We start from the raw sequence: 26,526 nt of genomic DNA, 5'->3' as shown, positions 1-26,526 counted from the left end.
CTCAGCCGTCGCCGCGTGAGCGGCGACCCAGCCCCAGCCCCAACCGGGTGCGGGGCGACGAGCTCGCGCGTACGCCCTGGGTCGCGGCCTCCGCCGTGCCCTGTGGTCGTGGCGTGGCGGGGCGCAACGGTCCGCGCTGCACCTTGGCCCGGCCCGCGGCGATCTCGCGCTGGGCCCGCGCCCAGGACTCGGCGCGGTCCATCTGGCGCAGGTCCTGGTTGCGGAAGCGGGGCACCTCGCGCTCCTCCAGCGGCTGCCAACCAGCCTCGAGGGCAGCGACGTCGTGCGCGCCGAAGGCCTCGGCGACCAGCGCGTCGGCCTCGGCGCCGCGCGCACCGTGCCACGCGGCCCGTCCGTAGGCCGCCACCCGCTCCATGCGGGCGACCTCGCGGCCGTCGGCGGAGAGGAAGCGGCGCAGCCCCAGACGCGTACGCTCCATGTCGTAGGCCCAGGCGCGCACCGCCGGCACCGCGGGCGCAAGGTCGCTGGCGTGCAGGGTCAACCGGTAGACCGCCCGCGCGGGCGCAGCCAGCCGGGGGTCGTCGGGCTCGACCAGGTCGACCCGCGGCTCCTCGCGGAACCACCGGTGCGTGACGCCCAGCTCGCGGGCCGGGTCGTGCAGCGGCGAGACCCGGCGGTCGTCGAGGCTGCTCCAGCGACCGACGAGCAGGACGCGCAGGTCGAGCATGTCGGAGTCGAGCAGGGCGTCGACGCACTGGGTGACGCTCTCGAGCTGACCCTCGGCGTCACCGTCGGCGCGCACCACGACCTCCACGTAGGGCACCCGGTAGGAGCGGCCGTAGCGGTTGCGCCGCGAGCGCAGCGACGGGACGTGGTCGGCGAAGTCGGCGTGGTTGTAGCGGTTGACCAGTGCGGAGTGCTCCATGGCGTGGGTGAACCCCAGGTGCCACGCGCGGGCCTCGTGGTCGGGCAGCAGCACCGCACCGGCCTGCGCCAGCCGGAAGCCGAACTCGGTGTCCTCGCCCAGACGCAGGCGCCGCTGCAGCCCACCCGCCGCCTCCGCCATCGCCCGACTCATCGAGACGGTGGCGCCGACGACGCTGCGGAAGCTGCCCCACCCACCCGTGGTCAGGTCGTCGGTCTCGGCCCACAGCTCCTCGACCCACCCGTGCGGCACGGAGGTCTCCCAGTCGTGCAGGGTGGCGATCGAGCCGTCGACCACCCGGTCACGCACCTCGGCGGGCGTCAGCGGCACCTCGGGGTCGACGAAGCGCTTGGTGCCCAGCACCACGGCGTGGTCGATGACGTGGTGCCAGCGTGCGTGGGCCTCCAGGTGGTGACCGAAGACCAGCATGTCGTCGTCGAGCCACACGATGATCTCGCCGTCGGAGGCCTCCACCCCGGTCTGGATCGCGTTGGCGCGGCCCCAGCCCTCCTCCACCCGCACCACGCGGGTGCGCTCGGGGCGCAGCTCGGGCAGCTCCACCGGGGCGGGGTTGCCGTCGTCGACGACCAGCACCTCGACCAGCTCGGAGGGATAGGTCTGCCCGGCCAGCGCCGCGAGCACGGGCGCGAGCTTGGTCGGGTTCCATGCGGGCATGACGACGCTGACGGTCTTCGTCGGCGTCCAGCCACCGAGCGCCGCGACCGACAGGGAACGCCAGTCGTTGCCGCGCACCAGCGGTTGTCTCACAGCGCCTCCTGCGGGGGACGGAAGCCGGGCCAGGAGTGGCCGAGGGTGCCCGGGGCCCGGAAGTTGTCGGGGTCGCCGGCCCAGGTGTGGCCGTGGCCGTGGCGGCGCAGCACGTAGTTGAGGCCGTGGCCGCGATAGATCGTGCCGCCGGAGGCGCGCACCCGCTCCAGCAGCTGGGCGTCGACCCACCGGCGTACGGGCCGGAACCAACCCACCTCGCGCAGCAGGTCGCGCCCCAGCAGCATGGTGCCGCCGGCCACGAAGGTGGTCGAGCACTCGCTGGCGTTGGTGCGCCACAGCGTCTCGTCCGACTCCTCCAGGTGCACGAACTCCGCCGCCGAGCCGACCACGTCGGCGCCCGAGCAGCGCCGCGCCATCAGCAGGTCGTGGACCGTGTGTGGGGAGTACCAGTCGTCGTCGTCCATCTTCATCACGACGTCGTGGGAGGCGGCACGCGCCGCGGCCGTCAGCACGTCACCGAAGAGCACGTCGTCGCCGAAGGAGAGCAGCGTGGGCGCAGTGCCGAGCAGCTCGCCGAGGCGGCCCGGGTCGGCCTCGAAGCCGTGGGTGGCGACGACCAGCTCGACGCGGGCGCCCATCTGGGCGGCGACCCGCGCGACGGCGCCCTCGAGCTCGTGCTCGCGCTTGGTGGCCAGCAGGATGCTCACGCCGGGCAGCGCAGCGCTCGCGCCCTCGCCGGCGCTGACTCCCCGGACCCCTGCGCTCGTGGCCAGCGCGTGACGCCGCACCAGGGTCGAGTGGTGGTCGAAGGTGGCCCGCCGCAGCTTCACCGACCAGGCCTCGCGCGCCAGCGCGTCGTCGAGGTCGGGCGGCGCGACGAGCAGCTCGGCCACCGCGGGCGCCAGCCCTCGCGGCTGCCCGGTGACCAGGGGCGGCACGCCGGCCATCGTGAGCGCGAGCAGGTCGTGGGTGGTCGTGGTGGCCGCGTCGACGCGTACGGCCCGGTGGTCGCGCAGTCGGCGCACCACCTGCTCGGTGACCACGCCGTGGGTCAGCAGGTCGGCCAGGTCGACGTCACCCTTGCCCGGCGTGCGGCGCCACCCACGCGGGGAGTGGACGCGCTCGTCGACGGGTGCGACCTCAGGCTCGGCGACGACCACGGGCGGGCGGGCCAGGATCGGGTGCACGTCGGGGGTCGCGGAGACCGACCCGGGGCCGGGGGTGACCACCACGTCGGGCGGCACCACGCGGTCGGGGTCCACCGCGGCGGTCAGGTCGTCGAGCACCTGCGCGTGCGGGTCGAGGCCGGGCTCCGGGCGGGCACCGACGTACGCCGTCACGAGCGGCGAGCGGTCGGGCAGCGAGGTCGGCACGGCCTGGCGCGCCACCTCCTGCAGCACCTGGCGCGCCGGCACGGGCCGGCCGAAGGAGAGCGTCAGCAGGGCACCGCGCCCGGGTCGGGTCAGCTGCCGGGCCTCGAGGTGGCGCAACGGCGCCCACCCCGGCGGCGGGACCAGGGTGACCGGCTGACGATGTCCGGCCAGCCACACGCCCAGGTCGGTGACCGGCCCCGGGTCGGGCATCCCGGCCGCCGAGCGGCGCAGCGTGGCGCGGTCGAGGGTGACCAGCAGCACCGACTGCCAGGCCGGCTCCTCGTCGGCGGGCCAGGTGGCCGGCAGGTCGTGCTCCCACAGGTGCACCACCCGCGCACCGGCCTCCGACTCGGCGGAGGAGAGCGCGTCGGGCAACGCGGCGAGCGCCTCGGGCTCGGCGACCAGCACCAGGGTCGTACCGGCCCAGGACCGCACCTGGTCGACCAGCGGTCCGGGCCGCTGGCGTGCGCCCGAGGAGGAGGCGACCCGGTCGGTGGAGGCACCAGGGTCGGAGGCGGTGGAGGCGGTGGTCTCGCCGGCTGCGAGGTCGCTCGTCGGGCCAGATCGACGTCGCCGGGAGCGACCTCCCGCGCGCGAAGTCCAAGCCATGCGCCAGAGGATATCCGCCCGCGGGTGGGCCGCCGCGTCAGCGGTCGAGCGGCTGCCCGGCGATGAACTCCGCATACCAGTCGAAGGAGCGCTTGGGCGTGCGTACGCCCGTGGCGGGGTCGACGTGCACGAGGCCGTAGCGCTGGGAGAAGCCGTCGCCCCAGTTGAACTGGTCGAGCAGCGACCAGTGGTAGTAGGCGCGCACGTCGACGCCGCGGTTGATCGCCTGCGACAGCGCCGTCAGGTAGCCCTGCAGGTAGTCGATACGGCGCTGGTCGTCGACCACGCCGTCGGCGTCGGGGCCGTCGTTGACCGCCACCCCGGACTCGGTGATCATCAGCGGCGGCAACGCGGCGCGGTAGCGGGCGCGGAAGGTCATCAACCACTCACGCAGGGAGTCCGGCACGATCGGCCAGCCCGCGTCGGAGGTCGGATGCCCCACCACGTGCTTGGCCTCGAAGGGCATGTCGTGACCCTCGGGCGAGACCCCGATGCGCACCGGGTTGTAGAAGTTGACCCCGTAGAAGTCGAGCGGCTGGCGGATGGTGCTCAGGTCACCCGGCTGGAGCAGGTCGCCGAGCACCTCGTCGATGCCGGTCGGGTAGCGGCCCAGGAGCATCGGCTCCACGAAGCAGGCGTTCCACAGCAGGTCGAAGAGCTTGGCCGCGCCGGTGTCCTCGGGCGCCTCGCTGGCCGGCCAGACCGGCATGTGGTGGGTCGCGCACCCCACGCTGGTCGCGCCGGCCGCACGCAGCGCGCGTACGCCCAGGCCGTGGGCCAGGAGCATGTGGTGGGCGGCGTAGATGCAGTCGAGGCCCCACTGCTTGCCGGGCGCGTGCACCCCCAGCCCGTGGCCCAGCACCGTGGCCACGTTGGGGTCGTTGATCGGCACCCAATGGGTGACCCGGTCGGCCAGCCGCTCCGCCACCACGCCCGCGTAGTCGGCGAACGCCTGGACGGTGGCCCGGTTGACCCAGCCCCCGTCGGACTGGAGGCTTTGGGGCAGGTCGAAGTGGTGCAGGGTGACCATCGGCTCGATGCCGGCCTCCAGCAACCGGTCGACGACCCCGTCGTAGTGGTCGAGGCCCTTCGCGTTGACCTCCCCGCGACCCTCGGGCACCACCCGGGACCACGAGATCGAGAAGCGGTGCGACTGCACGCCGAGGCGCGCCAGCAGCGCGACGTCCTCGTCGACGCGGTGGTAGTGGTCGGCCGCGACGTCGCCGTTCTGGTCGCCACTGGTGTGGCCGGGCGTGTGCGAGAAGGTGTCCCAGACGCTGGGTCCTCGACCGTCCTCGGCGGCGGCCCCCTCGGAGGGATAAGCCGACAGACCGGTCCCGAACCGGAAGCCGGCCGGGAAGAGGGGGAGCTCGGAGGCACCCCGGCTTGATCCTGCCTCGGTCACCCGAGGACGATAACCGCATGCAGACGCGCCTGTACCCCGGATCCGAAAGGTGCGCGACCCAGTCGGCGGACCGGGTCACGCGCCACTCCTTCTCGTTCGGGGAGCACTACGACCCCGACAACCTCGCCTTCGGACCGATGCGCTGCCACGACGACCACCGCTTGTCGTGGGGCGCCGGCTTCGAGGAGCACACCCACTCCGGCGTCGAGCTGGTGACCTGGGTGCTGCACGGTCAGCTGGTGCACACCGACTCCCTGGGGCACCGGACCCTGCTCCCCGCGGGCACGGTGCAGGTGCAGTCGGCCGGCAGCGGGATCCGCCACTCGGAGTTCGCGGACACCTCACCCGAGCCGACCCGCTTCGTGCAGACCTGGCTGGTGCCCGACGAGCCCGACGGTCCCCCGGCGACGTTCGTCGCCTCGGGCATGCGCTCGGGCCGGCTGACGCCGGTGGCGGGCGTGGGCGCCCAGGTGCCGATCGGCACAGCCGGGGCCACCCTGTGGGCCGGCACCCTGGCGCCGGGCGAGCCCCACGACCATCCGGTCTGCCCGATGCAGCACCTCTTCGTGGCCTCGGGCGAGGTGCGGTGGCAACCGGCGGGCGGCGAGGCGGTCGTGCTGGGCGCCGGTGACGCGCTGCGCGTCACCGAGGCCGACGACGTGGAGGCCACGCTCACCCCGACCCGCGAGAGCGACGTCCTGATCTGGACGTTTGGGCCGCCGAACCCGGGGTAGATCCTCCGCAGACCCGCTGAGCGGGTTGACCGCCCGCTCGCCTGAGCAGGCACGCAGGCCCTCGCTGACCCCATGCAGCGAGGGCCTGTTGTCGTCCACGGGCACTACCGGCGTGCTAGGTTAGGTGAACAGAAGGTGAACAGGAGGTGACCCATGGTCAACGTGAAGCCGCTTCACGGCCGCCCGGTCGAGATGACCTGGGTGCCGGTGCGCGACCGCGAGGGTCGGGTCCACATGGAGGCCCGCTGGCACACCCAGCCCCCCACCGACGCCACACGCCCCGCCTGACGGCGTACGACACGACTCATCCAACCGAAGCCCCGCAGTGTTCACTGCGGGGCTTCGTCGCGTCCGCCTGCCGCACCGCGTCAGGATGGAGTGACCCGCCTCACACACTTGCGCGGAATGGCCACCCGTGCCATCCTGTTACTTAGTTGAACGTTGAACAACAACCACCACGACTTCGGGAGCCACCACCATGGGCATCTTCAACCGCAGCAAGAACACCGAGACCTTCGACGCCCCCACGCAGGCCGTGCAGGACATCACCGGCGACTACACCATCGACCCGTCGCACACCCGCCTCGGCTTCTCGGCCCGCCACGCCATGGTCACCACGGTCCGCGGCCAGTTCACCGACTTCTCCGGCACCGCGCACGTCGACACCGCCAACCCGGCCAACTCGTCGGTCTCCGTGACCATCCAGACCGCCAGCATCGACACCGGCTCCGAGGACCGCGACGGCCACCTGCGCTCCGCCGACTTCTTCGACGCCGACAACAACCCCACCATCACCTTCACCTCGACCAAGGTCGAGCGCGACGGCACCGACTGGGAGGTCACCGGCGACCTCACGATCAAGGGCGTCTCCAAGCCCGTCACGATCGTCTTCGAGGAGAACGGCTCCGCCCAGGACCCCTTCGGCAACGTCCGCATCGGCTTCGAGGGCCAGACCGCGATCAACCGCAAGGACTGGGACCTCACCTGGAACGCCGCGCTCGAGACCGGTGGCGTCCTCGTCTCCGAGAAGATCAAGCTCGAGTTCGACGTCTCGGCGATCAAGAACGCCTGACCCACGCGCGGCCTCAGCGCCGCGACCTGAGTCCCGCAACTGTCGGGATGATGAGCCGACACGCCAGTGGCGGCCACATCATCTCGACAGTTGCCATTTCGGGGGCTACGCACCAACTGGTGGCTCGGAGACGGCTGCGCCCCGCACCGCGTCTCCGCTCCACCACTTGCGCAGGCGGCTCGTCTCATGGGGTCGCGCGGCGCCACCCGTCGCCCGGGGGCGGCCCCACCCGGGGTTCCAGCGGGTAGGCCGTCGAGACGGTCCGCGGCCCCTGGACCGCGACGAGCTGCCATCCCGCCTCCCCGTGCTCGACATCGATCCGCATCGAGAGGTCCTGCACCGGCTGCGGGTGCGACCGCCAGGTCACCGCGCCGGCCAGCTCCACCTGCACCTGCTGGTCGTCGCCCGTCGCGACCGAGCGCACCCAGACCGCCCGGTCGTGGTCGAGCCGACGCTTCCCCGCCGACACCCAGGCGTCGCAGTGGCTCTTCGTCAGCCCCTCCACCTGCTGCTCGGGCAGACGTGGTCCGTGCCGCTGCAGCAACGACTGCAGGTCCCCCAAGTCGCGGGAGTCGAGCGCGTGCGTCGCCCAGCCCAGGGCGTACGCCTCCGCTCCCGCCCGCGTGCTCGGCCCCGCGGCGAGTGCGTCAAGGTCCTCGGCACTGACCCGCGTGGCGGGCAGGGTCGGCGCGTCGTCCACTACGTCATCCGCAGTGCCGTCGAGCGGTGCGACCGGGGTGAGGACGGCCCGGTCGTACGCCCGGTTGAGCAGTACGCACCGGCCCGTGGGGTTGTCGAGGTCCTCCGTGCCGAGCACCTCGCCAGCGAGCGAGCACCCCGTCGACACCACCACGACGAGCAGCGCCACTCCCGCAGCCAGGCACGACCGTCGACCCATCGTTCCCCCTCAGCCAGCGCCACCGTGGAGCCGACCGGCCCATCCCAACACGGGATGCGGGGCCGGCACCTGAGTAGACAGGCTCACCCGACAACGCCCGTGAGGGCGAGGGGGGTCAGCCCTTGTGGCGGGGCTTCTTGTAGCCGCCCTCGCGCTTGTCGTAGCCGCCCTCGCGCTTCTTGTAGCCGCCGTCGCGCTTGGGACCGTTGTCCTTGGCGAGCTCGATGAGCTTGCCGGAGATGCGGGTGTCGCGCAGCTTGTCCCAGGCGTCGGCCGGGAGGTTGGCGGGAAGGTCGACCAGCGAGTGGTCCATCCGGATGTCGATGCGGCCGAAGTCGCTGCGGCCCAGGCCCCCCTCGTTGGCGAGCGCGCCGACGATCTGGCGGGGCTCGACCTTGTGGCGCTTGCCGACCGAGATGCGGTAGGTGACGAGGTCGTCGCGCTGCTGGCGCGGAGCACGGTCGCGGCGCTCGCCACGCTCGGGACGCCCGCCACGGTCGCGGCGGTCGCCGCCACGGTCGTCGCGCTCGCGCGGCGTGTGCAGCACCTCCTGCTTGGGGTCGAGCAGCAGCGGCTGGTCGCCCTGCATGACCGAGACCAGGGCGGCAGCCACGTCGACCTCGGGCACGTCGTACTCGGCGACGTAGTGCTTGACGACGTCGCGGAAGAACTCGATCTTGTCGCCCTCGGCCAGCGCCGCGGTGATGGCGTCGTCGAAGCGGGAGAGACGCGTCTGGTTGACGTCGTCGACGCTCGGCAGCTGCATCTGGGTCAGCGGCTGGCGGGTGGCCTTCTCGATCGCGCGCAACAGGTGGCGCTCACGCGGGGTGACGAAGGCGATCGAGTCACCCGTACGCCCGGCGCGGCCGGTGCGGCCGATGCGGTGCACGTAGGACTCGGTGTCGGTGGGGATGTCGAAGTTGACGACGTGGCTGATCCGCTCGACGTCGAGGCCGCGGGCGGCGACGTCGGTGGCGACGAGGATGTCGAGCTTGGCGTCGCGCAGCTGGTTGATGGTGCGCTCGCGCTGCACCTGGGCGACGTCGCCGTTGATCGCGGCGGCGTTGTAGCCGCGGGCGCGCAGCTTCTCGGCGAGCACCTCGGTGACCTGCTTGGTGCGCACGAAGATGATCATCGCCTCGAAGTTCTCGACCTCGAGGATACGGGTCAGCGCGTCGACCTTCTGCGGATAGCTGACCATCAGGTAGCGCTGGGTGATGTTGGCCGACGTGGTCGTCTTCGTCTTGACCGTGACCTCGGCCGGGTCGTTGAGGTGCTTCTTCGAGATGCGGCGGATCTGGGCCGGCATCGTCGCGGAGAAGAGCGCGACCTGCTTGGTGTCAGGGGTGTCGGCCAGGATCGTCTCGACGTCCTCGGCGAAGCCCATCTTGAGCATCTCGTCGGCCTCGTCGAGCACCAGGAACTTCAGCTCGCTCAGGTCGAGCGTGCCCTTCTCCAGGTGGTCCATGATCCGGCCCGGGGTGCCGACCACGACGTGCACGCCACGGCGCAGCGCGGAGAGCTGCACGCCGTAGCCCTGGCCGCCGTAGACCGGCAGCACCCGGACGCCGGGCAGCTTGGCGGAGTAGCGCTCGAACGCCTCCGAGACCTGGAGCGCGAGCTCGCGGGTCGGGGCAAGCACCAGCGCCTGCGGCGTCTTCTGCGACAGGTCGAGGTTGGAGAGGATCGGCAGCGCGAAGGCGGCCGTCTTGCCGGTGCCGGTCTGGGCGAGGCCGACGACGTCGCGGCCCTCGAGCAGGGTGGGGATCGTGGCTGCCTGGATCGGCGAGGGGGTCTCGTAGCCGACCGCCGTGATCGCCTTGAGGACCTTGGGGTCGAGGCCGAGGTCGGCGAAGGTGAGGGCTGCCTCGCCCTCCGTGGTGTCGACGGCAGGGCCAGGCGCAGAGTCACTCATGGCTCCACGGTAGTCGCCCGCGGCGAGCGAGCAAGATTTCTCACCTACGCGACATCGGTCACCCGCAGCCGAGCGCCGGCCGTCACGCGCATCCCGGTGCAGCCGTCACCACGTCCAGCGGAGCCCCACCACGCCCGGACCGAAGTCGTCGCGGGCCACCCGCGCGACGCCCCCCTGGGGCACCACCTCACCGGCGCGCTCCTCCACGTCGTCACGGCTGAACCCCTGCCAGGTGCTCGGGGCGTGCTCGGGGTCGAAGACCACGGCCACACTGATCCGCTCGGCGCGGTGCAGGAGCCGGTGCTCGTAGACGGTGTCGGGAGCGACGTCCTCGGGCAGGTGGGTGCGGTGCACCGTGGTCACGCTCTCCTGGGCCCGCAGCGGCACGGGCAGCACCAGGGCCGCGGCGAAGACGCCGTCGGCGAGGTCGGAGTAGGTGGGTCCGAGGCGGCAACCACTCACCGGCTCCACCCGGGCCCGACTCCGGCTGGGGGAGGCGGTGATCAGCACGGCGGGAAAGGTGTCGACGCCGTCGACCTGGGCGACCCACTCCGTGCGCTGGGTGATCCGGCGCTCCACGCCCCGGGCGTCGAGCTCGAGCACCAGGTCGACGCTGCGCTCGACGAGCTGCCCGGTGCGTTCGAGGCCGAGGGCCGTGCGGGCCCGGTCGACGGCGGCCGCGGCGCGGGCGTCGCGAGAGCCACCGACCTCCTCGACGGCGAGGAGGTCGCCGTCCGGACCGGGTGCGCGGTCGGCGGCGAGGTCGGTGACGACCGGGGACGACGACGCGGGCTGACGCTGCTCACCGAGGCGCCGCGGGGTCGCGGTCGGGTCGACCCAGCGCGACAGGTGGCCCGCGGGCGCGGTCAGCACCTCCTCGAGCACCCGGACGGCGGTGAGGTGGTCGACGCCCGCAGGGGCTGCCGTGCCGGACCGCCAGGCGGCGAGCAGGGGCGTACTCACGTGTACGCCGCGCTCGGTCAGGTGCAGCGAGAGCCCACGCAGCGACGAGCGGCGAGCAGCCAGCAGCGCGCGGAAGTCGCGCGCGAATCCCTGGCCGTCGACGACCTCGCCGACCGGACCGACACCCTCGATGCCACCCTCAGCCAGCCCGTTGCGTTCGTGTTCCCCCATGAACATGTCCTCCCGGAGCGCGGAGGGCCACCGGCCCCGTGCGCCCTCACCACAATAGGGGTTGAGGAGGAGGCGGATCGAGTGCGTCCATACCCCATTTGGCGTGTCGGGCGTCACAAGAACCCCCCGAGCTCCTTCGGTGAGGTCACCGATTGGGGTGATGCCCGTGACAGGAGTGACTGACTAGCGTCCGGGCTTGACCTTCCCCCGTCAGCAACGAGGACCTGATCGTGACGATCTTCGCCCCCATCACCGTGCCTGCCCCGCGCACGGCCCCCGAGACTGACCTGCAGGCCGTGACGCCCCTGATGTCGGACTACCTGACCGACGGCGTCCACCAGGACAAGTTCTCCCTGACCGGAATCACCCTCACCCCGTCGGCCGCGGCCGGGCGGCTGCGCCTCGACGAGTTCGGTCTCTCACCGGAGGACGTCGGCGGCTTCCACCTCACCGCCCCCACGTGCTTCCGGATGGCCGGCCAGCTGGTCGTCATCCACACCCACTGGCTCGCCGGCCTCGAGCAGAAGGCGTTCGAGGTCTGGGTGCGCGACCACACCATGCGCCACAACCGTCCGGTGCGCGACCACCAGGACATCGACCTCACGATGACGTTGACCGCGGCCCGCACCGCCCACCGCCACCCCTCGCTGCTGCGCGTCGAGTACTCCGCGCAGATCGGGCAGGGCGACGTCGTCGGCACCACCACCAGCTTCGTCGACCTGACCCCGCACCCCGAGGCCCTCACCCAGGTGCGGGCGAGCCTGCGAACGGCCGGCGTGTGGACCGACTAGGCCCCGGGGCCCCCGACGCCGCGGAGCGCGGGACGACGCCGTCGCCGGTGCGGGCGATGGTCGGGGCCACCAACCTGCCCCGGCAGCTCAACGTGGCCGGCGCCGGCCCGCTCGGCGTCTCCGCCCACGAGACCATGCGGCTCCTGGTGGACGCCCACCACACCGGTGGCTACTCCGGGCGCGACACCCTGCTCGACCTGTACGCCGAGTCCCGCGCTCGGGTCGCGACCCTGATGGGCACCCTGCCGGGCCTGCTCTCCTTCCAGCCCAGCGTCTCCAGCGTCGTCACGATGCTGTCGCGCTCGGTGCCGTTGGCCGCCGGCGACGAGGTGCTCACCTGGGACGTGGAGTACGGCTCCAACATCCGCGCCTGGCACGTGCGGGCCCGCGAGGTCGGCGCCGAGCTGGTGCGGGTGCAGCCGCCTCTCGACGAGCGGTGGGACACCGGCCTGCTCCTGGAGCAGGTCACCGAGCGCACCGCCGTGGTGACGGTCTCCTCGATCCAGAGCTTCGACGGCTCTGCCACCGACCTGTACGCCCTGCGTCATGCCTGCGACGAGGTCGGGGCACTGCTGCTGGTCGACGTGAGCCAGCACCTCGGCATCGCCGACGTCACGCAGGCCGTCGCGCTGGCCGACGCGGCCTACGCCTCGGCCCACAAGTGGCTGCTCGGGCCCGTCGGGATCGCGGTGGCCGCCTTCACCCCGGAGCTGGTCCGGCGCCTCACGCCACCGGCGTACGGCGCCTCCAGCATCGACATCGTCCAGGCGGCGGAGGCGGCGATCTGGTTCGACCCCACCGCCCCGTTGCGCGACGACGTGGCGCTGCTCGAGGCCGGTACGCCCCCGCTGATCGCCGCCGTCACCACCGGCGCCGCCGCCCATGCGATGTCGCAGGTCGGCGTCGACCGGGTGCACGCGGCCGCGATGGGCGTCCGGGCGCTGCTCGCCGACCACCTCGTCTCCCTGGGGTTGCAGCCGGTGCCGACCACGGTCGACCCGGTCAGCCCGATCATCGCCCTGCGGCCCGCGCCCGACCGCCTCGCCCGGCTCGTCGAGGGGTTGCGTCGCGAACGCTTCCACTTCATCGTGCGGGGCGACATCCTGCGCTTCTCGCCGTGGGCGATGGACGACGACGAGGTCGAGGAGATGCTCACCGGGATCGAGAGGGCCGCGGCCGTCTGGTAGAACGCGGTGATGAGCCAGACCCCGTCCCCGGCCGATGACCGGACCGTCACCGAACCCGGACGCAGTGGTCTGGTCATCGCGGTGCTCGCGGCGGCCGGCATGGCCGTGGCCCTCCAGCAGACGCTGGTCGTCCCGCTGGTGCCGCACATGCCGTCGATCTTCGGCACCACCGTGGACACCGGGTCGTGGCTGCTGACCATCACGTTGCTGGCGGGCGCGGTAGCCACCCCGATCGTCACCAAGCTGGCCGACATGTACGGCAAGCGACGGATGATCATGCTCGCCCTCAGCCTGATGCTGGCGGGCTCGCTGTTGCTCGCGCTGACCACGAGCCTGGCCCTGGCCCTGACCGGCCGGGCGCTGCAGGGGTTGGCGGCGGCCGTCATCCCCATCGGGATCTCGATCCTGCGCGACGAACTGCCGAAGGAGCGCGTCGGATTCGGCATCGCCCTCATGAGCGCCACCCTCGGCATCGGCGGTGGTCTGGGCCTCCCGCTCTCGGGCTTCCTCTACGACAGCATCGGGTGGGCCTCGATCTTCTGGGTCTCGGCAGCCGTGACGGCCACGATCCTGCTGGCCGTCATGCGATTCGTGCCGGAGTCGCCCGTACGCAGCCCCGGCAGCTTCGACCTCGTCGGTGCCGTGGTGCTCTCCATGGGGCTCACGGCGGTGATGCTGGTGATCTCGAAGGGCACCGTGTGGGGCTGGGTCTCGACGCCGACCGTGTTGCTCGCAACGGCCGGCGTCGTGACGTTCGCGCTCTGGGTGCCGATGCAGCTGCGCCGCAGCGAGCCGATGGTCGACCTGCGCACCACGGCCAGCCGCCCGGTGCTGCTGACCAACATCGCCTCGGTGCTGGTGACGATGGGCATGATGGCCAACGGCCTGCTGACCATCCCCTTCCTGGAAGCCCCGGTCTCCACCGGCCACGGCTTCGGCGTCTCGGTGATGACGGCCGGCCTGCTGATGGCCCCCTCCGGGCTGGCGATGGTGGCCTTCGCCCCCGTGTCCGGCCTGATGCTCAACCGCCTCGGGGGCCGGGTGACCCTGATCGTCGGGGCGCTGGTGGTGGCTGTCTCCTACCTGGCGCGCCCGCTCGGCGACGAGGCGCTGTGGCAGGTCGTCGTGCTCTCCACCCTCACCGGCCTGGGGGCGGCCATCGCGTTCGCGGCCATGCCGGCGCTGATCATGTCGGCGGTGCCGATCACCGAGACGGCGTCGGCCAACGGCATCAACTCCCTGATGCGGGCGGTCGGCATGGCGACGGCCAGCGCCGGCACCGCAGCCCTCTTCGCGACCCTCACCACCACGGCCGTGGTCGACGGGGCGAGGGTGCCGGTGCCGTCGACCGAGGCCTACTCGATCGGCTTCCTGCTCTGCGGTCTCTTCGGGGCGGTCGCGGCCGTGGTGGCCGCATTCATCCCGACCGGCGGCGGCGTCGGCAGCGTGCCGGAGCCCGGACGAGGCACCGAGAAGGTCGTGGCGGGCCGCATCGTGCTGGGCACGCCGCGCCACGAGCAGGTGCTCGGCACCGTCGTGCTCACCCGGCCCGACGGCCAGCAGGTCGACTGGGCGCGTCCCGACTTTGACGGCCACTTCGCCCTGGCCTATCCCCATGACGGCCGCTACCTCATGGTGGCCACCGCCCGCGGGTGGGCGCCCAGGGTCACCGTCACCGACCTGGCCGGCGAGGAGGCCGTGGTGGAGGTGGTGCTCGCCGACCGACTCACCGTGCACGGCACCGTGACCCTTCAGGGTGCACCCGCTGTCGGAGCCACGGTGACGATGTTCGAGGGCACGGGCGAGCACACCGGTCACACCACGACCGACGACCGTGGCGCGTTCGAGTTCGCGCTTCCCCCGGCCGGGGTCTACCTGGTCGCGGCGGCGCTGCCGGAAACCGGCGAGTCACGGGCCAGGAAGGTCACGGTGACGGCCGAGTCGGTCGCCGTCGACCTGGAGCTGCTGCGCGAGACCAACGACGCTCCCGCCTGACCGACGACGTCATGCGGAGCGAGCCACCCAGCACCCCCTCCGCATGACGCCGCCGGCCCCGTATGACGCCGTGCCCCAGCGCCGCCTCAGTCCGCGGTCAGCCCGGCCGCCGGGGAGACCCGGGTCGCCTGACGGGCCGGCAGCACGCTGGCCGCCGTCCCGAGGACGCCCGCCGCCGCGAGGATCGCGAGCAGCGCCGGCACGGGCACGGCGAACGAGTGCTCCACCAGCCCGACGACCATCACCTTCACGCCCACCCAGGCGAAGAGCAGGCCCACCGCGACGCCCAGCAGCGACGCCACGCCCGCCAGCAGCGCGCCCTCGACCGCGAGCACCCGGCGCAGCTGGCTGCGGGTCAGGCCCATGGCGCGGAGCAGCGCGTTCTCCCGGGTCCGCTCCAGCACCGACAGGCCGAGGGTGTTGACGATGCCGATGAGGGCGATGACGACGCCGACCGACAGCAGCCCCAGCGCGGCCCCGGTGAGGACCTTCATCTGGGTCTCGACCCAGGCCCGCTCGGCGAAGCCGACGACCAGGCTGCTGCCCACCTCGGCTCCCACCCGGGCCAAGCCCGTCTCCAGGTCGCCGGCGTCGGCGTCGTCGACGGCGCGCACCCAGACCGCGCGGGTCTCGGGGGCGTCCGTCCACTCGGCGAGCGTCTCCTCCGGCACGAGCAGGCCGGGGCCATAGCTGTTGTCCGAGGCGGCCCGGACCCGGTGGACGGTGCCGTCGACGGTCACCGACAGCAGCCCGGTCTCGTAGTAGCGCTCCTGCGCGCGCGGCGCCATCGCGTCGACCACGAGGTGCGAGACCACGGCCTCGGAGTCGCCGAACGGGTCGAAGTCGTCGTCGCGCACCACGGCGCCGTCGGTCGCACCGGCCCCGATGCCGACGACCGGCACCCGCTGACCGCCGACGGTGGCCAGCACGCCCGGCAGGGCGACGGCCTCGGCGACCTCCCCGAGCTGCTCCACGCCGGCGACGACCGCGTCGTCGTAGGGCGCGCGGCCGTCGGCGACCATGATCGCGTCGACCGGGTGGCTGGCGTCGTTGTCAGCATCGATCGCCGCGGAGATCACCCCGAGGCCGGTGAGCATGGCGACGGTGAGCGTCACGCCGACCATCAGCGAGGCGGTGGCCGTGGCCGTACGCCGCGGGTTGCGCGTCGCGTTGGAGGTGGCGAGCCGCACCACGGAGGCGCCCCGACCCCACCCGGCCAACCGGCCCAGCAGCCGGACCAGCGCCGGGACCACGACCGGCCCCAGGAGCAGCACGCCGGCGAAGAAGACGCCGCCACCGGCGACCATGCGCGCCAGCTCGACCCCCTCGGTGCTGCGCTCGGCGGCCTGGGCGAGCAGCACCCCGCCCCCGGCCAGCAGCAGCACGCCGAGCAGGAGCCGGAGCCGTCCTGCCCCGCTGCGGGCGTCGAAGCCCCCGAGCGGTCGCAGGGCGGCGAGCGGGCTGACCCGGGTGGCGGCCCGGGTGGGCAGCCAGGCCGCGACGATGCTCACGAGGACACCGAAGACCATGGCCGCGGCGATCCACCACCAACGGAAGGAAGCCTGCCCGAGCTCCTCCCACCGGGCCCCGACAAGGATGGCGGCGACCACGGAGAGTCCGACGCCGAGGGCCACGCCCAGGACGGACGAGACCACCCCGAGGGCGAGCGCCTCGAGCCGGATCGAGCGCCGCAGCTGCCTGCGGGTCACGCCGACGCAGCGGAGCAGGGCGAAGTCGCGGGCCCGCTGGGCGAAGAGGATGGCGAAGGTGTTGGCGATGACCAGGACGGCGACGCCGAGGGCGATCGCGGCGAAGAAGGAGACCAGCAGCGCGATCACGTCGACGCCCTGGGTGATGCGCGACTGCAGCTCGGCGACGTACTCGTCGGCGGTGCTGACCGCGCCGGCGTCGCCGACCACCTCCGTCGCGACGTCCGGGGGCCCGTTCCACAGCACCGCGTCGACCCACGGCTGGAGCCGGCTGAGGTCCTGCCAGGGCAGGTAGAGGTCGGAGGAGACCCCGACCGCGGCGGCCGCCACCCCGACGACCGTGGTGGTGACGGCGGCCTCGCCGTGACCGATGACGACCTCGTCACCGACGGCCAGGACCTCGGCGGCCACCACGCGTTCGTCGACCAGCGCCTCCCCGCGACCCGTCGGGTGGCGGCCCTCCAGGAGCTCCTGCCAGCGCAGGTCGGGGTGGCGGGCCGCCGTGGCGACGGTGACGTCGTGGGTGCGGCCGTCGTGGCGCAGCGTCTCCCAGGTCATGGCGGCCGGCTCGGCGGCGAAGCCGCCCCGGTCGGCGGCGGCGAGCAGCGCCCCGACCTGCTCGGAGTCGGTGTGGACCACATGGTCGACGCCGGCGTAGGGCTTGCCCACGTCGGCGGTCATGCCGTCACGCAGGGCACCGGCCAGTCCCTCGGTGGTGACGATGAAGGCGACGCCGATGATCACGGCGAGCGCGCTGGCGACGTAGCGCCGGGTGTGGTGCCGCAGCGAGGCGAGCAGGACGGTGCGCATCACGCCACCCGGCGGCGCAGCGCCGCGGTGAGCACGTCGACGGTCGGCTCCACGAGGTGAGCGGAGACGGCGCCGTCGTGCAGCACGACGACCTCGTCGGCGTAGGCGGCGGCCTCCAGCTCGTGGGTCACCATCACGACCGTCATGCCGGCCTCGTGCACGCTGCGGCGCAGGTGCCCGAGGATCTCGGCGCTGGCCTCGGAGTCGAGGTTGCCGGTGGGTTCGTCGGCGAAGACGATGTCGGGGTCGCAGACCAGCGCGCGGGCGATGGCGACGCGCTGCTGCTGCCCGCCGGAGAGCTCGCTGGGGCGGTGGCCGAGCCGGTCGGCGAGCCCCAGGAGGGTGACCACGGCGTCGTAACGGTCACGGTCGACGGAGCGTCCGGCCAGCTCGAGGGGCAGCAGGATGTTCTGGCCGGCGGTCAGCATCGGCAGCAGGTTGAACGCCTGGAAGACGAAGCCGATGTGCTCGCGGCGGAAGAGGGTCAGCGCGGTGTCGTCGAGACCGGCGAGGCGGCGGCCCGCGACCTCGACCTCCCCCGCGGTGGCGGCGTCGAGGCCGGCGAGGCAGTGCATCAGGGTCGACTTGCCGGAGCCCGAGGGCCCCATGATCGCGGTGAACCGGGCGCGCGAGATCTCCAGGTCGACGCCGCGCAGCGCGTGGACGAGGTTGTCGCCCTGGCCGTAGGTCTTGGTGAGCCCGGTCGCGCGGGCGGCCGGGGCGGCACTCGGGCTGCTGGTCGGGCTGGGGGTCTGGCTGCCGATCGGGCTGCCGGTGGAGGGACTGGGGAAGGCTGCGGTACTCATGGCTCCAGCCTCGTCGCCAACGGGGGCATGCGCGTCGGCCTGCGGGACGGTCCTGCGGTCCTCCCGGAGGAGTACGCCCGTCCCCGCCGTCCTCCCGTGGGAGGAGGCGCCCGGTGGCCGGAGCCCGGCTCAGGGCGTGACGAGGCCGGTCTCGTAGGCGAGCACCACCAACTGCACCCGGTCGCGCGAGCCCGTCTTGGCCAGCAGGCGCCCGACGTGCGTCTTGACGGTGGTCTCGGCGACGACGAGCTCGGCGGCGACCTCGGAGTTCGTCAGGCCCTGGGCGACCAGGCGGAGCACCTCGGTCTCCCGCTCGGTCAGGCCGGCGAGCCGGACGTCGTGCGCCGACGCCTGCGGGAAGGCCGGGTCAGGCAGGGCGGCGAAGTGGTCGAGCAGGCGGCGGGTGGTGCTGGGCGCCACGACGGCGTCGCCGGCCTGCACCGAGCGGATCGCGCCGAGGAGCTCGGGCGGGGTCGCGTCCTTGAGGAGGAACGCCGACGCGCCGGCGCGGATCGCGGCGAAGGCGTACTCGTCGAGGTCGAAGGTGGTCAGCACGATCACCCGCGGCGGTTCCGGCTCGGCGAGGAGGCGTCGGGTGGCCTCGACGCCGTCCATCCGCGGCATCCGGACGTCCATCAGCACCACGTCGGCCGCGGTGACGGCGAGCTGGGCGAGGGCCTGGCCGCCGTCGCCGGCGTCGCCGACGACGACCATGTCAGGCTGGCTGTCGACGAGCATCCGGAAGCCGGCCCGCACCATCTCCTGGTCGTCGACCAGGAAGACCCGGATCGGGTCCTGGTCGGGGGTCGCGGTCACAGCGGGATCCTCGCATCCACGACCCAGCCGCCCCCGACGGCCGGTCCGGCGTCGAGCTCGCCGCCGTGCACCCCGACCCGTTCGCGCATCCCGACCAGGCCGTGGCCGGTCCCGTCCGGTGCGGTCGGGGGGTCCCCGGCGGCGCCGCGCCCGTCGTCGGCGACGTGCACGCGTACGGCCTCGCGCTCGACGGTGACGCGCAGCCGCACCGTGGCCTGCGGTCCGGCGTGCTTGCGGACGTTGGTGAGCGCCTCCTGCACGACGCGGTAGGTCGCCAGCCCGACGCCCTCCGGCACCGTCGGCCACTCCTCTGGCAGGTCGGCCTCGACCGGGGTGCCGGCGGCAACCGCCTCGTCGACCAGGTGCGGCACGTCGTCGAGCCTCGGCTGGGGGCGCGTGCCCGACTCCTCGGTGCGCAGCAGCCCGAGCAGGCGGCGCATCTCGGCGAGCGAGGAGCGGCCGGTGTCGGCGATGGTGCCGAGCGTGGTCACCGCCACGTCGGGGTTCTGCGCGGCGGCGTAGCGCGCGCCGTCGGCCTGGACCACGATCACGGAGAGGCCGTGGGCGACCACGTCGTGCATCTCGCGGGCGATCCGGGCGCGCTCGTCCTGGGCGGCGAGTGCGACGTCGCGCTCGGCCATCCGCCGGGTCTGCTCGGCCTGCTCGACGAGGCCGCGCACGTAGCGGTCGCGCTGGCTGCCGGCGACGCCGAGCGCCCACGGCGAGACCGCGAGGCCGGCGCAGGCCAGGGCCGGGGCGACCATGCTGTCGACCCGGGTGGCGGTCGTGGGCGCCCAGCTCGTCCACGCCCAGGCGGCGACGAGGCAGGCGCAGAGGATCACGACCAGGCTGACCGGCCGGCCCCACCGGCTGCCCCAACGTCCGACCGAGTAGGCGGCGACCGGGAAGGCGAGCTGGCCGACGATCGGCTGGTCGGTGACGAGGAGCTGGGTGGCGGAGGCGGCGGCGACGGCCACGAAGACGAGGGTGGGGCGGCTGCGGCGCCACCACAGCAGCGCGACCTGCGCGCCGGAGAGGACGGCCTCGGGCAGCTCGCCGGCCAGGGCGTGGAGGGTGCTGAGTCCGAGGAGCCCCAGGACGAGGAGTGCGTCGAACCACCGGCGGGCGCGGGGGCCGAGGGTCCAGGGCAGCACGGGTTCCACCGGGCGATCGTAGGTGGCGTGGGCGGACGGCCGCGTCCTCCTGCGGGAGGACCCTGCCCGCCGCCCACCCCGCGGACGTCATCACGGACGTACGCCTCGGCAACCGGTCACGATGACGTCCCGCGGCGGGCGCGGTGGGACAATTCGCGGGTGAACGCGCAGCACCCCGAGCAGGACACCCCGCAGCAGCCGGTCGACGGCATCGACCCCGACGAGCTGGCGACCGCGATCAAGGTCCTCCGCGCCCTGCCGGCGCTCGGGCCCGAGCACCCGGACGTACGCCTCATGAAGCGCGAGGCGTCCTACATGTACAAGCTCGTGAAGAAGTCGCGTCGCGCCGAGATCCGCCAGGAACGGATACGCCACGACCAGAGCATCATCGAGAAGACCGCCACCGGGTCGCCGATGCGCATCGACGACGAGACCGCCGGCATCCCGCTGGTCTCGACCGCGCAGGGCGCCTTCGCCGGTGAGCTGATCACCGCGCGGGGCTGCTACATCTGCAAGGAGGACTTCACCCTCGTCGACGCCTTCTACCACTGGCTCTGCCCGAAGTGCGCGGCGATGAGCCACGCCAAGCGCGACCAGGGCACCGACCTCACCGGCAGGCGCGCCCTGCTCACCGGTGGCCGGGCCAAGATCGGCATGTACATCGCGCTGCGTCTGCTGCGCGACGGCGCGCACACCACGATCACCACGCGCTTCCCCAAGGACGCCGTGCGCCGCTTCTCCGCGATGGAAGACTCGGGCGACTGGATCCACCGGCTCAAGGTGGTCGGCATCGACCTGCGCGACCCCACCCAGGTGATCTCGCTGGCCGACGACGTCGCCGCCGCGGGCCCGCTCGACATCCTCATCAACAACGCCTGCCAGACCGTACGCCGCACGCCGGGGTCGTACGCCCCCCTCACCGAGGGCGAGCTGGCGCCGCTGCCCGAGGGCATCGCGCTTCCGGAGATGGTCGCCTTCGACCGGATCTCCGAGGCCCACCCGGCCGCGATCGCCGGCGCCCTGGCCGACGTCGCGGTCGCCCACCACGAGGGCGAGACTCCCGAGTCGGCGCTGGCCGCCCACAACGCCGCGTCGCTGACCGCGCTCGCGCTCAAGGCGGGCAACGCCTCGCTGGAGGCGCACGTCGCCGGCACCGCGGTCGACGCCGGCGGGCTGCTTCCCGACGTGCAGCTCAACAACTCGTGGACCCAGACGGTCGACGAGGTCGACCCGCTGGAGCTGCTCGAGGTGCAGCTGTGCAACTCGATCGCGCCCTTCCTGCTGGTCTCGCGGTTGCGCCCCGCGCTCGCCGAGGCCGCCCGCCGGGCGCCCTCGAAGCGGGCGTACGTCGTCAACGTCTCGGCGATGGAGGGGCAGTTCTCGCGCCGCTACAAGGGGCCGGGCCACCCGCACACCAACATGGCGAAGGCCGCGCTCAACATGATGACGCGCACCAGCTCGGGCGAGATGTTCGAGACCGACAAGATCCTGATGACGGCCGTCGACACCGGCTGGATCACCGACGAGCGGCCGCACCACGAGAAGCTGCGGATCGCCGCGGAGGGCTGGCACGCGCCGCTCGACCTGGTCGACGGGGCCGCGCGGGTCTACGACCCGATCGTGATGGGTGAGCAGGGTGAGGACATCTACGGCTGCTTCGTGAAGGACTACAAGCCGTCTCCCTGGTGACCCCCGGAGACGCACAGGGAGTGTGGGCGCCGCGCCCATAGGCCGCCCCCGCACTCGCTCCTAGTGTGAGCCGGGACACATCCCTCGGGGGGCCAGGTGTTCGACGTCGTCGGCGCCGGCGCCCATGTCCTTCACGGAGCACACCCATGAACAGACGATCGCACTTCCTCGGGGCCCTGGCAGCCAGCCTGACCCTCATCCTCTCGATGGTCGGCTTCGCGCCGTCCGCCTCGGCCGACAGTCCCTACGAACGGGGGCCGGACCCGACCCAGTCGAGCATCGAGGCCCGCCGGGGACCCTTCGCCGTCACGTCGACGTCGATCTCCGACTTCTCCACCCCGGGCTTCGGCTCGGCGACCGTCACCTACCCGACCTCGACCAGCCAGGGCACCTTCGGCGCGGTCGCGATCTCCCCCGGCTACACCGCCTCGGAGTCGACCATCGCGTGGCTCGGACCGCGGCTCGCCTCCCACGGTTTCGTGGTGATCACCTTCAACACGCAGACCCGCCTCGACCAGCCCGCCTCGCGCGGTGACCAGCTCCTGGCGGCGCTCGACTACCTGACGCAGCGCTCGTCGACCGCGATCCGGTCGCGCATCGATCCCACCCGTCTGGCCGTGATCGGCCACTCGATGGGCGGCGGCGGCACGCTCGAGGCGGCCAAGGACCGGCCCTCGCTCAAGGCCACCGTCGGCCTGACGCCCTGGAACCTCGACAAGACGTGGCCCGAGATCCGGACGCCCAGCCTCATCATCGGCGCGGAGAACGACTCGGTCGCCTCCGTCAGCTCGCACGCGATCCCCTTCTACCAGTCGATCCCGTCCTCGACGAGCAAGGCGTACCTCGAGCTCAACAACGCGAGCCACTTCGCGCCCAACACCGAGGACACCACGATCGCCTGGTCCACGATCAGCTGGCTGAAGACCTACGTCGACGACGACGACCGCTACCGGCAGTTCCTCTGCCCCGGCCCCCGGGCCTCGACCTTCGGCGAGATCTCGGACTACCGCAACACCTGCAGCAACTGACACCCGCTGTCACCGCGACGTCATCGTGGGTGGTCGCCCCCGCGGCCACCCACGATGACGTCCGGCGTCGGACACGGCCGGGGTCAGACACGGCCGGGGTCAGACACGGCCGGGGTCAGTCGGAGACCGGTACGTCGTGGGTGGTCACCACGTCGTTGGCGGCGGCCCAGGCGCTGATGTCCCGCTTCTCGATCGCGGCCGCCATCAGGTCGGGGAAGAGGTCCGGGGTGCAGGCGAAGGACGGTACGCCCACCTCGGCGAGCGCGGCGGCGTGCTGGTGGTCGTAGGACGGCGCCCCCGAGTCGCTGAGCGCGAGCAGCGCGACCATGGTGGCGCCGGAGTCGACGACCTGGCGGGCCCGGCGCAGCATCTCGTCGGCGATGCCGCCCTCGTAGAGGTCGCTGATGAGCACCAGCACCGTGTCGGGCGGCTGGGTGATCTGGTTTTGGCAGTAGGCCAGCGCCCGGTTGATGTCGGTGCCGCCACCGAGCTGGACGCCGAAGAGCACGTCGACGGGGTCGTCCATGTCGTCGGTCAGGTCCACCACCTCCGTGTCGAAGACGACCATCCGGGTGCGCACCGAGCGCAGCGACGCCAGCACCGCGCCGAAGACCGAGCTGAAGACCACCGACTCCGCCATCGACCCGGACTGGTCGACGCAGAGGATGATCTCGCGCTGCACCTGCTGCTGGCGGCGGGCATGGCCGACCAGCCGCTCCGGCACGACCGTGCGGTGCTCGGGCAGGTAGTGCTTCAGGTTGGCGGCGATGGTCCGCGGCCAGTCGACGTCGGCGAAGCGGGGACGGCGGGTGCGCGAGGACCGGTCGAGCGCACCACTGACGGCCTGCACCGTCCGCTGCCGCAACCGCTCCTCGAGGGCGTCGGTCACGGTGCGTACGACCTGGCGCGCGGTCTCCTTGGACCGTTCCGGGATCGCGCGCCCCAGGCCCACGAGGGTCGAGACCAGCGCGACGTCGGGCTGGACGGCCTGCATCGTCTCCGGCTCGAGCAGGAGCTCGCGCAGGCCCAGGCGCTCCATCGCGTCGGCCTGCATCACCTGCACCACCGAGGAGGGGAAGTAGGTCCGGATGTCGCCCAGCCAGGAGGCAACCCGCGGGGCGGAGCGGCCCAGCCCTGCACGGCGGTCACCGTCGTAGAGCGCCTTCAACGCCCCGTCGCGCCGCTGGTCGTCGGTCGAGAGCGCGACCGGCTGCCCATCGGCGCCCACCAAGGTCTCGCCGGCGTCGTCGCCGAGCACCAGCCTCCACCGGGTCAACCGGTCCCGGCCCTGAGGCACGTCGTGGGCGACGTCCTGCGCCACGTCCTGGGCCGCGTCCTGGGGCACGTCCTGGGGCACGTCGGGCTCACTCATGCGCCCACCTCCTGGGTCTCGTCGATCCGGGGCCACCCGACCAGCCGGGCGACGGCCCCGATCCCGGGCCACGCGTGGTCCAGCCGGATCCCGGCCTCGACGGGTCGCTGCGCGGCACGACCGCGCTGGGCGAGCCGGGTGCCGAGCGCACGCCGTTCGGCGGGTGACCAGTCGGCGAAGGAGCGGCGCACCAAGGGCAGCAGGTCGTCGAAGTCGCCCTCGGTCAGGGAGGAGACCCAGTCGTCGACGAGCGCCAGCAGGGTCGCGTCGTGCACCAGCAGCGTGGCGTCGCCGGCCAGGAAGCCGGTCAGCCAGGCCGCTGCCACCGGGGCCGGCACCGTCCGGCTCAACCGGCGCGACATCGTGGCCGCGACCTCGTCGACCTCCCACTGCCCGGCGTCGAGCAGGATCCGGGCGGCGCGTCCGGCGACCGTGCCGTGCACGTGCTCCGGGGCGGCGACCGCAGCCAGCGCGGCGTACCACTCACGGTCCAGCTCCTCCTCGGCCAGCAGCGCCAACCCCCGTTGGGCGCCGTCGAGGTCGGTCCGCAGCTGGGTGGCCGCGTCGTCGTCGAGCGAGGCGCAGGCGGTGGGCAGACCGACGCAGGCACGCACCACCATCGTCTCCAGGATGGTGCGGACCTGGCCGGTGTCGACGCCGCGGACGTCGCCGTAGCGGCAGGTGGTGGCGAGCGGCTCGACCGTACGCAGCAGCGCGGGCACGTCGTGCTGCAACGCGGCGCGCTCCTCCAGCGCCGCCAGCACCGCACGGACCGCCTCGGGCAGGTCGGCCACCAGGCTCTGCTGGACGAGGGTCGCCAGCGTGGCCAGGTCGGCGGTCGCTGCGGCCCGGTCGGCGACCCGACCCGCCGCAGCGGTCTCGACGGTCGTGCCCCACACTCCTGCCACGACGAGGTCGACGACGAGCTCGGGGCGCCACTCCAGGCTCCACGCCTCCTTGAAGGTGCCGGTGCTGGAGGTCGCGACGCGCTCGCCCCAGTCGACGCCGAGCAGCTCGAGGCGGTGCAGCAGCACCGAGCGGGCCAGGTGGTTGGGCTTGCGCAGGTCGAGCTCGGAGACGGCGGCGGTCGCGCTGACCTTCATCCGCAGCGCCTTCTGCTGCCGCGTGAGGTCGGCGGTCAGCGGCACGACGGGCGCCGAGTCGGGCACCTGGCCGAGCTCCTCGCCCACCACCACGCGGCGGTGGACGGCGTCCAGCGGCGCCCGGTGACCCTCGCAGAGCACCACCTCGGCGGCGTCGTCGAGCTCGGCGAGACCGACCGAGGGCCGCCCGCGCAACGCGGCCAGGGTGTGCGCGAGCCGGGTGGCCTCGACGACGGAGGCGGTGGAGGCGTCCCAGTCGGCGCGGCGCAGCTCGTGGGCGACCCGGACCAGCCACGTGGTGGCCACGTCGGCCCGGGGAGGTGCCCCCTCGGCGCGGGAGTCAGGGTGGCCGTCGCCCAGTCCGCTCTCGACCAGTCCGCTCTCCGCGAGCCAGTGGGCGAAGAGGTGCTGGTACCAGCCCGGCGAGCTGACACCTGCGCCGTAGCCGGAGTGGAGGCTGAGCCGGGCCGAGGTCCACGGCGCCCAGGCGGCGGCCACCTTCACCTTCGGCAGCCCCTTGACCAGGGCGTTGTCGCGGGTGGCCGGTGGGAACGACTCCGGCACCAGGACCGGCGCGTGCATCGCTCCGCAGACGACGGCGATGCGACCCTCGTCGCCGACCTCCTTCATCGCCGCGCGCAGCACCCTGCGCATCCATGCCTCGCGCCGCTGGTCCTCGACGACGCGGGGGTCGTCGTCGGGGCGGGGGTCGCGGGCACGGACCTCCGCCATCGCCTCGCGCACTGCGTCGAACCGGTCGGCGGCCGCCTCGTGGCGCTGCTCGACGGCGTCCTCCCACCAGCGTTCCGGGTCGTCGTAGCCCGCCGCGGCGGCAAGCATCCCGATCGGGTCGAGGTGGAGGCGCTCGACCACCTCGTCGACCTCGACCTCGTCGGCCACCTCGCCCTCAGCCTCGTCGGTGGCCTCGTCGGCGGCTGCCTCGACCGCGGCCTGCAGCTCCTGCTCCTTCAGCCCCAGCACGTGGGTCGCGGGCAGGTCGAGGAAGCGGACCTCGACACCGTGGGTCAGCGCCCACCGGATCGCCACCCACTCCGGCGAGAACTCGGCGAAGGGGTAGAAGGCCGACAGCTGCGGCGCGTGCGGCGCGTAGACGAGCGCCGCCACCGGCGGACACATCTGCTCGTCGCCGGCCAGCGCCACGATGCCGTCGAGCTCGGGCGGGCCCTCGACGAGCAGCAGGTCGGGCGGTCGCTCGCTGAGGGCAGCCAGCACCGACCGGGCCGACCCGGGGCCGTGGTGCCGGATCCCGAGCACGTCGACCGCGGCGCCGGAGGTGGACCGTGCCATCGA

General features: G+C 73.1%; 20 protein-coding genes. 8 read left to right on the top strand and 12 right to left on the bottom strand.

From position 1 onward, the window contains the following. Nucleotide 1: 1 nt before the first annotated feature. The 3 genes from IEQ44_RS08100 to IEQ44_RS08090 are packed head-to-tail and all read right to left on the bottom strand — an operon-like array spanning nt 2 to nt 5,002. Nucleotides 2–1,654, bottom strand: a complete 1,653-nt coding sequence (locus tag IEQ44_RS08100) for a glycosyltransferase (RefSeq protein ID WP_193637938.1) — start codon at nt 1,652–1,654, stop codon at nt 2–4. Further along, on the bottom strand, nt 1,651–3,597 hold the full coding sequence (locus IEQ44_RS08095) for a hypothetical protein (RefSeq protein ID WP_193637937.1): 1,947 nt from the start codon (nt 3,595–3,597) through the stop codon (nt 1,651–1,653). The genes IEQ44_RS08100 and IEQ44_RS08095 overlap by 4 nt, the downstream gene beginning before the upstream one ends. Before the next feature lie 37 nt (nt 3,598–3,634). Further along, a complete protein-coding gene (locus IEQ44_RS08090; protein WP_193637936.1) occupies nt 3,635–5,002 on the bottom strand; it encodes a GH1 family beta-glucosidase in 1,368 nt (455 codons plus the stop codon). 17 nt (nt 5,003–5,019) lie between these two features. Here IEQ44_RS08090 and IEQ44_RS08085 point away from each other — a divergent pair, with 17 nt between their 5' ends. From IEQ44_RS08085 to IEQ44_RS08080, 3 genes are all read left to right on the top strand, one after another. Then, the gene (locus IEQ44_RS08085) at nt 5,020–5,736 is read left to right on the top strand and encodes a pirin family protein (protein WP_193637935.1); all 717 of its coding nucleotides are present in this window, start codon (nt 5,020–5,022) and stop codon (nt 5,734–5,736) included. 153 nt (nt 5,737–5,889) lie between these two features. Continuing rightward, nucleotides 5,890–6,024 carry a hypothetical protein gene (locus IEQ44_RS17660; RefSeq protein WP_264674449.1) on the top strand — a complete coding sequence of 45 codons (135 nt, stop codon included), beginning with the start codon at nt 5,890–5,892 and terminating at the stop codon, nt 6,022–6,024. Between the two features lie 190 nt (nt 6,025–6,214). Next, nucleotides 6,215–6,808 carry a YceI family protein gene (locus IEQ44_RS08080; RefSeq protein ID WP_193637934.1) on the top strand — a complete coding sequence of 198 codons (594 nt, stop codon included), beginning with the start codon at nt 6,215–6,217 and terminating at the stop codon, nt 6,806–6,808. Between the two features lie 184 nt (nt 6,809–6,992). On the opposite strand, the gene IEQ44_RS08075 is transcribed toward IEQ44_RS08080, so the two are convergent. The 3 genes from IEQ44_RS08075 to IEQ44_RS08065 all read right to left on the bottom strand — a co-directional run bounded on the left by IEQ44_RS08075 (nt 6,993) and on the right by IEQ44_RS08065 (nt 10,755). After that, nucleotides 6,993–7,706: a hypothetical protein gene (locus IEQ44_RS08075; protein ID WP_193637933.1), complete on the bottom strand. Its 714-nt coding sequence runs from the start codon at nt 7,704–7,706 to the stop codon at nt 6,993–6,995. A gap of 115 nt (nt 7,707–7,821) precedes the next feature. After that, nucleotides 7,822–9,621 carry a DEAD/DEAH box helicase gene (locus tag IEQ44_RS08070; RefSeq protein WP_193637932.1) on the bottom strand — a complete coding sequence of 600 codons (1,800 nt, stop codon included), beginning with the start codon at nt 9,619–9,621 and terminating at the stop codon, nt 7,822–7,824. Nucleotides 9,622–9,726: 105 nt separating this feature from the next. Then, nucleotides 9,727–10,755, bottom strand: coding sequence for a hypothetical protein (locus IEQ44_RS08065; RefSeq protein WP_193637931.1), 1,029 nt, complete (start codon nt 10,753–10,755; stop codon nt 9,727–9,729). Between the two features lie 230 nt (nt 10,756–10,985). On the opposite strand from IEQ44_RS08065, the gene IEQ44_RS08060 reads away from it, so the two are divergent. The 3 genes from IEQ44_RS08060 to IEQ44_RS08050 are packed head-to-tail and all read left to right on the top strand — an operon-like array spanning nt 10,986 to nt 14,728. Next, nucleotides 10,986–11,546, top strand: a complete 561-nt coding sequence (locus IEQ44_RS08060) for a hypothetical protein (RefSeq protein WP_193637930.1) — start codon at nt 10,986–10,988, stop codon at nt 11,544–11,546. After that, a complete protein-coding gene (locus tag IEQ44_RS08055) occupies nt 11,534–12,733 on the top strand; it encodes an aminotransferase class V-fold PLP-dependent enzyme (RefSeq protein ID WP_193637929.1) in 1,200 nt (399 codons plus the stop codon). The genes IEQ44_RS08060 and IEQ44_RS08055 overlap by 13 nt, the downstream gene beginning before the upstream one ends. A 9-nt stretch (nt 12,734–12,742) precedes the next feature. Beyond that, the gene (locus tag IEQ44_RS08050; protein ID WP_227487126.1) at nt 12,743–14,728 is read left to right on the top strand and encodes an MFS transporter; all 1,986 of its coding nucleotides are present in this window, start codon (nt 12,743–12,745) and stop codon (nt 14,726–14,728) included. Between the two features lie 86 nt (nt 14,729–14,814). Here the strand turns inward: IEQ44_RS08050 and IEQ44_RS08045 are convergent, their stop codons facing one another. From IEQ44_RS08045 to IEQ44_RS17905, 4 genes are all read right to left on the bottom strand, one after another. After that, nucleotides 14,815–17,247, bottom strand: a complete 2,433-nt coding sequence (locus tag IEQ44_RS08045) for an ABC transporter permease (protein WP_193637928.1) — start codon at nt 17,245–17,247, stop codon at nt 14,815–14,817. Beyond that, on the bottom strand, nt 17,247–18,053 hold the full coding sequence (locus IEQ44_RS08040; protein ID WP_193637927.1) for an ABC transporter ATP-binding protein: 807 nt from the start codon (nt 18,051–18,053) through the stop codon (nt 17,247–17,249). The genes IEQ44_RS08045 and IEQ44_RS08040 overlap by 1 nt, the downstream gene beginning before the upstream one ends. A gap of 129 nt (nt 18,054–18,182) precedes the next feature. Then, nucleotides 18,183–18,869 carry a response regulator gene (locus IEQ44_RS08035; RefSeq protein WP_193637926.1) on the bottom strand — a complete coding sequence of 229 codons (687 nt, stop codon included), beginning with the start codon at nt 18,867–18,869 and terminating at the stop codon, nt 18,183–18,185. After that, nucleotides 18,866–20,032: a sensor histidine kinase gene (locus IEQ44_RS17905; RefSeq protein ID WP_193637925.1), complete on the bottom strand. Its 1,167-nt coding sequence runs from the start codon at nt 20,030–20,032 to the stop codon at nt 18,866–18,868. Before IEQ44_RS17905 ends, IEQ44_RS08035 begins: the two co-directional genes overlap by 4 nt. 150 nt (nt 20,033–20,182) lie before the next feature. Between IEQ44_RS17905 and IEQ44_RS08025 the strand changes: the two genes are divergently transcribed. Together IEQ44_RS08025 and IEQ44_RS08020 are read left to right on the top strand one after the other, a co-directional pair. Further along, on the top strand, nt 20,183–21,712 hold the full coding sequence (locus tag IEQ44_RS08025; RefSeq protein WP_193637924.1) for an SDR family NAD(P)-dependent oxidoreductase: 1,530 nt from the start codon (nt 20,183–20,185) through the stop codon (nt 21,710–21,712). 146 nt (nt 21,713–21,858) lie between these two features. After that, on the top strand, nt 21,859–22,740 hold the full coding sequence (locus IEQ44_RS08020) for an alpha/beta hydrolase family protein (protein WP_193637923.1): 882 nt from the start codon (nt 21,859–21,861) through the stop codon (nt 22,738–22,740). Between the two features lie 115 nt (nt 22,741–22,855). Here IEQ44_RS08020 and IEQ44_RS08015 read toward each other — a convergent pair whose 3' ends face one another. Both IEQ44_RS08015 and IEQ44_RS08010 read right to left on the bottom strand, forming a co-directional pair. Next, nucleotides 22,856–24,112 carry a VWA domain-containing protein gene (locus IEQ44_RS08015; RefSeq protein ID WP_193637922.1) on the bottom strand — a complete coding sequence of 419 codons (1,257 nt, stop codon included), beginning with the start codon at nt 24,110–24,112 and terminating at the stop codon, nt 22,856–22,858. After that, nucleotides 24,109–26,523, bottom strand: coding sequence for a DUF5682 family protein (locus tag IEQ44_RS08010; protein WP_193637921.1), 2,415 nt, complete (start codon nt 26,521–26,523; stop codon nt 24,109–24,111). The genes IEQ44_RS08015 and IEQ44_RS08010 overlap by 4 nt, the downstream gene beginning before the upstream one ends. Nucleotides 26,524–26,526: the final 3 nt, after the last annotated feature.

The sequence above is a fragment of the Nocardioides malaquae genome (assembly GCF_015070385.1).
GTDB lineage: Bacteria > Actinomycetota > Actinomycetes > Propionibacteriales > Nocardioidaceae > Nocardioides > Nocardioides malaquae.
The sequence above is the reverse complement of the archived record's forward strand: the minus strand, read 5'-3'. Positions and strand labels throughout refer to the sequence as shown.